General features: G+C 43.0%; 5 protein-coding genes. All 5 read right to left on the reverse strand.

Going from position 1 to position 7753, the window contains the following annotated elements; genetic code table 11:
* Window positions 1-241 precede the first annotated feature (241 nt).
* Window positions 242-937 carry an MgtC/SapB family protein gene (locus EI162_RS12550; protein ID WP_192524673.1) on the reverse strand — a complete coding sequence of 232 codons (696 nt, stop codon included), beginning with the start codon at window positions 935-937 and terminating at the stop codon, window positions 242-244.
* A gap of 223 nt (window positions 938-1160) precedes the next feature.
* Window positions 1161-2048, reverse strand: coding sequence for an SDR family NAD(P)-dependent oxidoreductase (locus EI162_RS12555; RefSeq protein WP_192524674.1), 888 nt, complete (start codon window positions 2046-2048; stop codon window positions 1161-1163).
* Between the two features lie 167 nt (window positions 2049-2215).
* A complete protein-coding gene (dusB, locus tag EI162_RS12560) occupies window positions 2216-3247 on the reverse strand; it encodes a tRNA dihydrouridine synthase DusB (RefSeq protein ID WP_192524675.1) in 1032 nt (343 codons plus the stop codon).
* Window positions 3248-3379: 132 nt separating this feature from the next.
* Window positions 3380-5422: a BCCT family transporter gene (locus EI162_RS12565; RefSeq protein ID WP_192524676.1), complete on the reverse strand. Its 2043-nt coding sequence runs from the start codon at window positions 5420-5422 to the stop codon at window positions 3380-3382.
* 202 nt (window positions 5423-5624) lie between these two features.
* Window positions 5625-7670, reverse strand: a complete 2046-nt coding sequence (locus EI162_RS12570) for a BCCT family transporter (protein WP_192524677.1) — start codon at window positions 7668-7670, stop codon at window positions 5625-5627.
* Window positions 7671-7753 lie beyond the last annotated feature (83 nt).

A 7753-nucleotide genomic window follows, 5' to 3' on the forward strand; every position in this document is an offset into this window, starting at 1 on the left:
TCGCTCTTGCTTGTGCTTATATCTGGCTCAAATTATGAATGTTCAACACGCCCTAATTTTTTGTGCCTATATTTCGTGCTTATATTATATATAGTCAGTTCCATATAAAAACGACACAGTAGAACTGGAATGAATTTTTCGTAGCCTCTGTCAGCGTAGGTACAGCAAGCTAGAAAAATTTATACCAGTCGTATGTTATCACCTAATATATCTATTTTATTGAGTATCGACGATATCTACTTTACTCAATAATCTCTACTGTACTAACATACTCAATTTTTTTGATTGCATTGTAGATAACTGGGAGTGTTTGATCAGAAGGCACACGCACTTTAATTTCCAATAAATGCATATTCTCTCCGTTCATGTCTTTAATACGTGATTTGATAATAATGTACTTTTGATGCTCAAGTTCAGTGATAACAGCTTCAATCCCTGCTTGTTGATTGACCTTGATGCGAAAAGTGAGTTCTTTATGACGTAAGCGCTTCGGCCCGTATGTAAAAATATAATAAGGTATAATCTGTACACTAATCAGCAGCAGCGAAACTGCAAATATTGCTTCTATATAAAAACCTGCACCTACCGCAATTCCAATACCTGCGGTTCCCCAAATAATTGCAGCTGTCGTTAACCCTGAAAGCTGTTCGTTGCTTCGTCGTAAAATAACACCAGCGCCTAAAAAGCCAACGCCTGACACAATTTGTGCAGCTAAACGCAGAGGATCCATTTGAATCATAACGCCCGTACTTTCATGAAATGAGTAGGATGATTCAATGGAGACAATCGTTAATAAACAGCTGACGATACTAATGACCAAGCTTGTCTTTAATCCTAAGGGTTTATGCGTAAGCTCTCTTTCCAACCCAATGATTAAACCGAGGACTGCAGCAATACTGATTTTCATCAGCATTTCAACTCCTAACCAAAATTCCATCCCTTCACCTCCGTACAGCCAAATATCCCTTTTTATTTTAACGATGAATCAATTTAATGAGTAGTTCGCTATTGTTTCTATATTTTTTTAATATAAGGAACGATAATACGAATAACATCACCATCCTACCCGTTTATATAATTATTAATACTTTTAGGGCATTAAAAAAGGATGCATCAGCATCCTTTTTTCATTTGAACTCAAGGCTAATAAAAACCCTGTTCTAATGATGTTCACCAGGTAGGATTCTGGCAAAAGCGCGCTGAGCAAAGTTTGGCTTCTTATCGGCAGTCAGTCCTGCACGGGTACTTGGAAAGATACGATAACCCATCGATTGAATACCCACGTTGATCGCTGGTGCTAATGAATAAGTGGCCGAAGCGAATTTACCCATGTTGCTGGCAATACTATGTGGTTTATGAACGATCGCTTTTGCGACCATCATCGCCGCTTCATCTGGCATCAGCGCAGGCATATAACGATATAACTTGGTTGGCGCAATCATAGGCGTGCGTACCAATGGCATAAATATATTGGTTATCGTCACATTATCGCCTTTAACTTCAGCGGCGAGGCAGCGGCTAAAGGCATCCAATGCAGACTTTGATGCAACATAAGCGGCAAAACGCGGGCTATTTGCTAATACGCCAATAGAGGAGATATTGACGATTTGACCCGTTTGACGCCCGATCATCGTTGGCAAAAACCCAAGAATGATTTTTACCGCGCCAAAGTAATTGATGTCCATGGTACGCTCAAAATCATGGAAACGATCAATAGATTCGTGAACCGAGCGGCGAATTGAACGGCCAGCATTATTCACCAAGACATCTACATGTTCAAAATCTGCCAAAATTTGCTCGCTGACTGTTTCAATATCATCCATATTGGTCAGATCACAAGGGTAGTAACTGGCTTTGCCACCAAGATTTTCAATGCTGTCCTTAACCGCTTTTAGCTTGTCTTCGGTACGTGCCAATAAAATAACATGAGCGCCGCATTCACTAAGCAAAAAGGCCGTACGTTCACCGATACCGCTTGAGGCACCAGTAATAATAATATGCTTATCTTTGACCGCTTTAGTTATTGCTTTTTTTGAGGGATTGGCCATAAAAAATCCTTTTTGTAAGTGAGGCTTTCATTAATACTCGCTTAAAGAATAGCAAATATAGTTGGAGTAAAGTTAATAAATAGGCAACAAAGTTCATTTAATCCGATAATTATTAGCAATTAAGCATTTATTAGCAAACTTCATGCTTAGACTGGCTGTTTCTGTCCCTATTCATGAGCCTGCAAAAAAGCTTCGACCACACGGAACTGCCCAGCGGTACTCTCTTCACCATACATCGCTTGGCGAAAGGCATTAGAATTAGGAATACCCGTGGTATACCAAGCAATATGCTTACGAGCAATACGGCAGCCTGAGTATTCACCATAGAAACCATAAAGCTCTTGTAAATGCGCTAGTACAATTTCTTTAATCTCGCCAACACTTGGCGCAGATAATGTCTCACCTGAGCGCAAAAAATGCTCGATATCACGAAATATCCACGGTTGTCCTTGGGCCGCACGTCCAATCATCACCGCATCACAGCCGGTCAGCTCATAAACACGTTGCGCTTTTTGTGCACTATCGATATCACCATTGGCAATCACTGGGATGCTAATGCTTTCTTTGACTTCACGGATCAGCTCGTAACGTGCCTCGCCTGTATACATGTCCTCACGCGTACGGCCATGAATGGCGATAGCCGCAATACCTGCCTGCTCAGCTCGCTTTGCCACACGCAAGATATTCTCACGCCCGTTCTCAAACCCTAAGCGTGTTTTTAGGGTGACAGGCGCATCGACAGCGTTGACCGCTGCATCTAATAAACGCGCAACCAAATCCTCATCTTGCAGTAACGCAGAACCCGCCAGCTTACGGCAAACCTTTTTGGCCGGACAGCCCATATTAATATCAATGATTTGCGCGCCATTATCAATCTGATAACGAGCCGCTTCTGCCAACTTATCAGGCTCTGCTCCAGCTATCTGTGCAGAAATGGGCGCAATCTCATTATCGAAATTGGCGCGATAGAGAGACTTTTTGCGCGCATAAAGGGCGGTATCAGCGATAATCATCTCACTCACCGCATGACCAGCGCCAAACGACTTACATAACCTGCGAAATGGATTGTCGGTGACACCCGCCATTGGCGCGACCATCAGACGGTTTTCAATCGTCAAGCCGCCAATCACCAATGGCTGCAATAAAGGATGTTCCGGCACTTGCGAAGGCGGTGGTAAAACTGGAGAATCATTAGACATAAAAAACGGCTTGCGTAGTATTAAGAATAAGTGAATGAAAACAAGCCGTTATTCTAAGGATTCGTACGCATATTGCAAGTGATTCAGCCAATCATTTATTCAGCTGACGTGACATATAAATGCGTAATATGACTATTTATCAAACACACTGCCCTGCTCTAGCGTAATATCTTCATCATGCTCCTGCATACGCCATGGCAGACTGTTGGGCGATTCATCCAAAAAGTTCAGATATTTTTCGAACTGATCGATAATATCGTTAATTACTGATTCAGACTGATAGCCGTACAAATCATAGGTTTGACCACCGCGGCGTAGATACACTTTGGCGCGGTAATAGTGCTCTTGTATGGCATCACTGCTGATACCATCCTTATAGTAGTCAGGCGTGTCTTGATGGGTCAAACGCACTTCATACCAAAACTCCACATCATTACCATACTGTAGTTCAAGCACCGCCCGATTATTGGTGTCATCGTAATTGACTTCAGGATGCCAGCCCGTCTCTTTAAACTTTTCGGCCACCTCAGTCATTGAAGCCATAATAGTGCCCTTAATATAATCTAGCACCTCCTCGCGGCTGGGTTGATCTGTGATGTAATCAATCCGATCGCGCCATGATTCAAGCTTAAGCAGGTGCGGCGGCAGATGGTTTGTATTTACCAAACTCTCATCACGGTGCCCTTCGATACGCAGCGCACGCCACATACCAAACATCGCAATCAAAATAATCATGGTAAATGGCAAAGCGCTGACGATAGCCGCAGTTTGCAGTGCCTGAAGTCCTCCTGCCAGTAAAAGTACAGAGGCAACCACGCCTAGTATTAACACCCAAAATGTTCGTTGCCACGCGGGCGTATCACTGCGGCCGCCTGCTGCTAATGAGTCAATAACTAAAGACCCTGAATCCGACGAGGTGATAAAAAAGGTGATAATAAGCACGACTGCCAATGCGGACACCACTTGGGTAAAGGGTAGATTTTCTAGCAGCTTAAACAAAGCAATGGCTTGGTTATTTTGCACCTCAGTGATTAGGGAGTCATAGCCTTGCACCATAATCATATTGAGCGCGGTATCACCAAAGACGGCAAACCAGAAAAAGGTAAAGATAGTCGGTACTAACATGACACCGGCGATAAACTCGCGAATGGTACGACCACGGCTGATTTTGGCAATAAATATGCCCACAAACGGCGACCAAGAAATCGTCCACGCAAAGATAAACAGCGTCCAACTGGTAATCCAGTCACCTTGCTGATAAGCCTGCAAGCTAAAAGTACGCTCAACGATATTACCCAGATAACTGCCGGTATTTTCCATAAAGGCATTGAGAATAAATACCGAAGGACCAACAATAAACACAAATAACATCAGTGCTGTGGCCAGTATCATATTCAAGATAGATAGCCGCTTTACGCCTTTGTCCATACCCGCCAACACCGATATCAGCGCCAAACCGGTAATCAAAATAATAGCAATCACCTGAACCGTACTGTTAACGGGGATGCTGGGTACTAAATAATTTAAACCAGTATTAATCTGTGAGACTGAAATACCCAAGCTAGTTGCCAGACCAAATAGTGTTCCCAAAATCGCGAATACATCGACCGTATGGCCGATGGGACCATAAATTTTATCGCCAATCAGGGGATACAAGGTTGAGCGCATGGATAAGGGCAACCCATGACGAAACGCAAAATAAGCCAGCGTTAACGCCACAACCCCATTAATCGCCCAAATATGAAAACCCCAATGAAAATAGGCAATTTGCATCGCTTCTTTTGCCGCAGCAATGGTTTCAGGCGCTGATAATGGCGGACTGGCAAAATGGGTCACTGGCTCCGCAACCCCATAAAATAACAAAGCAATGCCATAGCCTGCTGAAAACAACATCGAAAACCATTCAATAAAGTTGTATTGCGCATCGCCATGATCAGGGCCAAGCTTGATATTGCCATAAGGCGAAAATGCCAGCACCACAATAAACATCAAAAACAATGCCGTTGCCAGCATGTAAAACCAACCGAAAGTCTCAGTGGTAAAACTCAACACCTCACTGAACACAATACTGGCTAATTGTGGACTAACGGACACGCCAATCACCAGTAAAATCATCACCACAGCAGTGGGTATGAATACGGGCATCAAAATAGTAGAGCGCGGTAATTTACTCATAAAGCGTTCTCAAAAAAACCATAAATTTGGGTATGCGTCTAATACTGTTATAGAACATTTATTTATTCAAATAGTTTAGATGAATATTTACAAAATTTGATATTTATCTAAAACAATACCTCTATAAAAATAAACAACACCACTATCTGACAAAAAAAAGGACAGCTTTTCAGCTGCCTTTTTTTATTAAACTATCAATGACTTATTTATCGAACACACTGCCTTGCTCGAGCGTAATATCTTCATCATGCTCCTGCATACGCCAAGGCAAAATATTTGGCGAGACATTGACGAAATGTAGATATTTCTCAAACTGGTCGATAATATCATTGATGACCGACTCTGATTGATAGCCATATAAATCATAGGTTTGACCACCACGGCGTAGATACACCTCAGCGCGATGATGGTGCTCTTGTGGTAATTCATTGGCCATATCTTCGGTATAATAATCAGGAATCTCATGCTCTGACAAACGAACTTCGTACCAGAATTCAACGTTATCACCACGTCTTAGCTCAAGTACAGCACGATTATTGACCTCATCATAATTTACATCAGGCAACCAGCCTGTTTCGGCAAACTTTTCTGCTACTTCGTTCATCGACGTTAAAACCGTGCCTTTGATATAACCCAGTACTTTATCGCGTGTGGGCTGGTTGGTCATATAATCAATACGGTCACGCCATGCGTTTAATTTAAGTAGATGCGGCGGCAGATGGTTATCGTTGCCTAAACTCTGGTTACGATGCCCTTCAATACGTAGTGCGCGCCACATACCAAATGTTGAAATCAATATAATGACCGCAAACGGTAAAGCACTGACGATAGCCGCTGTTTGCAAAGCGTTTAGACCACCAGCGATAAGTAGAGCCGCAGCGACTGCCCCTTCGGTTATTACCCAAAACGAGCGCTGCCACCATGGCGTATCACTACGTCCGCCCGCGGCGAGCGAGTCAATAACCAATGACCCCGAATCCGATGAGGTGACAAAAAAGGTAATAATCAATAATACAGTAATCGAAGACACTATTTGAGTAAAAGGTAGATTTTCCAATAGTTTAAATAAGGCAATCGCTTGGTTATTCTGCACCTCAGTAATCAGCGACTCATAACCCTCAACCATAATCATATGGAGCGCTGTATCGCCGAAAACCGAAAACCAAAAGAAAGTAAAGATGGTGGGTACCAACATCACACCCAATACAAACTCACGAATGGTACGACCACGACTAATTTTAGCAATAAACAAACCGACAAAAGGTGCCCATGCAATCGTCCATGCAAAGATAAATAACGTCCAGCTACCGATCCAGTCACTCGATTGATACGCTTGCAGGCTAAAGGTACGCTCAACGATATTGCCCAAATAACTGCCCGTGTTTTCCATAAAGGCATTTAGAATGAAAATAGTGGGACCAACGATAAACACAAACAACATCAGCGCGGTTGCTAATACCATATTTAGGATAGACAAGCGCTTCACGCCTTTATCCATACCTGCTAACACCGACACCAAAGCCGCGGCTGTAACCAGCGCAATAATAATAACCTGAACGGTCGTACTTACCGGAACCATCTCTGGCAACAAGTAGTTCAAACCCGCGTTAATTTGCGCCACTGACAGACCTAAACTGGTGGCGATACCGAACATCGTACCCACAATCGCAAACACATCAACGGTATGCCCAATAGGGCCATAGATTCTATCTCCAATTAATGGGTATAACGTTGAGCGTACTGACAGCGGCAAACCATGGCGAAAGGCAAAATAAGCCAATGATAAACCGACCACACCATATATCGCCCAAATATGAAAACCCCAGTGAAAATAGGCAATTTGCATCGCTTCTTTGGCAGCTTCAATAGTTTGCGGCGTGGCAAGCGGTGGACTGGCAAAATGTATGACTGGCTCTGCTACTCCATAGAACAGCAAAGCAATCCCGTATCCCGCTGAAAACAGCATGGCAAACCATTCTAAAAACTTATACTCAGCCTCCGCATGGTCAGGGCCCAGCTTAATACTGCCATAAGGCGAAAACGCCAAGGCAATGATAGACATTAAAAATATAGCTACTGCCAACATATAGAACCAACCGAAAGTGTCGGTGGTAAAATCCAGTACCGTACTAAATAACTCGCCAGCAGCTACAGGGTTAATCGCTGTGCCGATCACCAATAACAACATGATGGCTGCTGCCGGTACAAAGACTGGCAATAGAATAGTAGAGCGAGGTAATTTACTCATAAAAAGTGATATCCTCAAAAAATAACAACTTAGATTAACACATGAAGTGCAATACCAAATGCGAGGTGAAAAAAAGACCTAGA

The organism is Psychrobacter sp. FME6, assembly GCF_014861365.1.
GTDB lineage: Bacteria > Pseudomonadota > Gammaproteobacteria > Pseudomonadales > Moraxellaceae > Psychrobacter.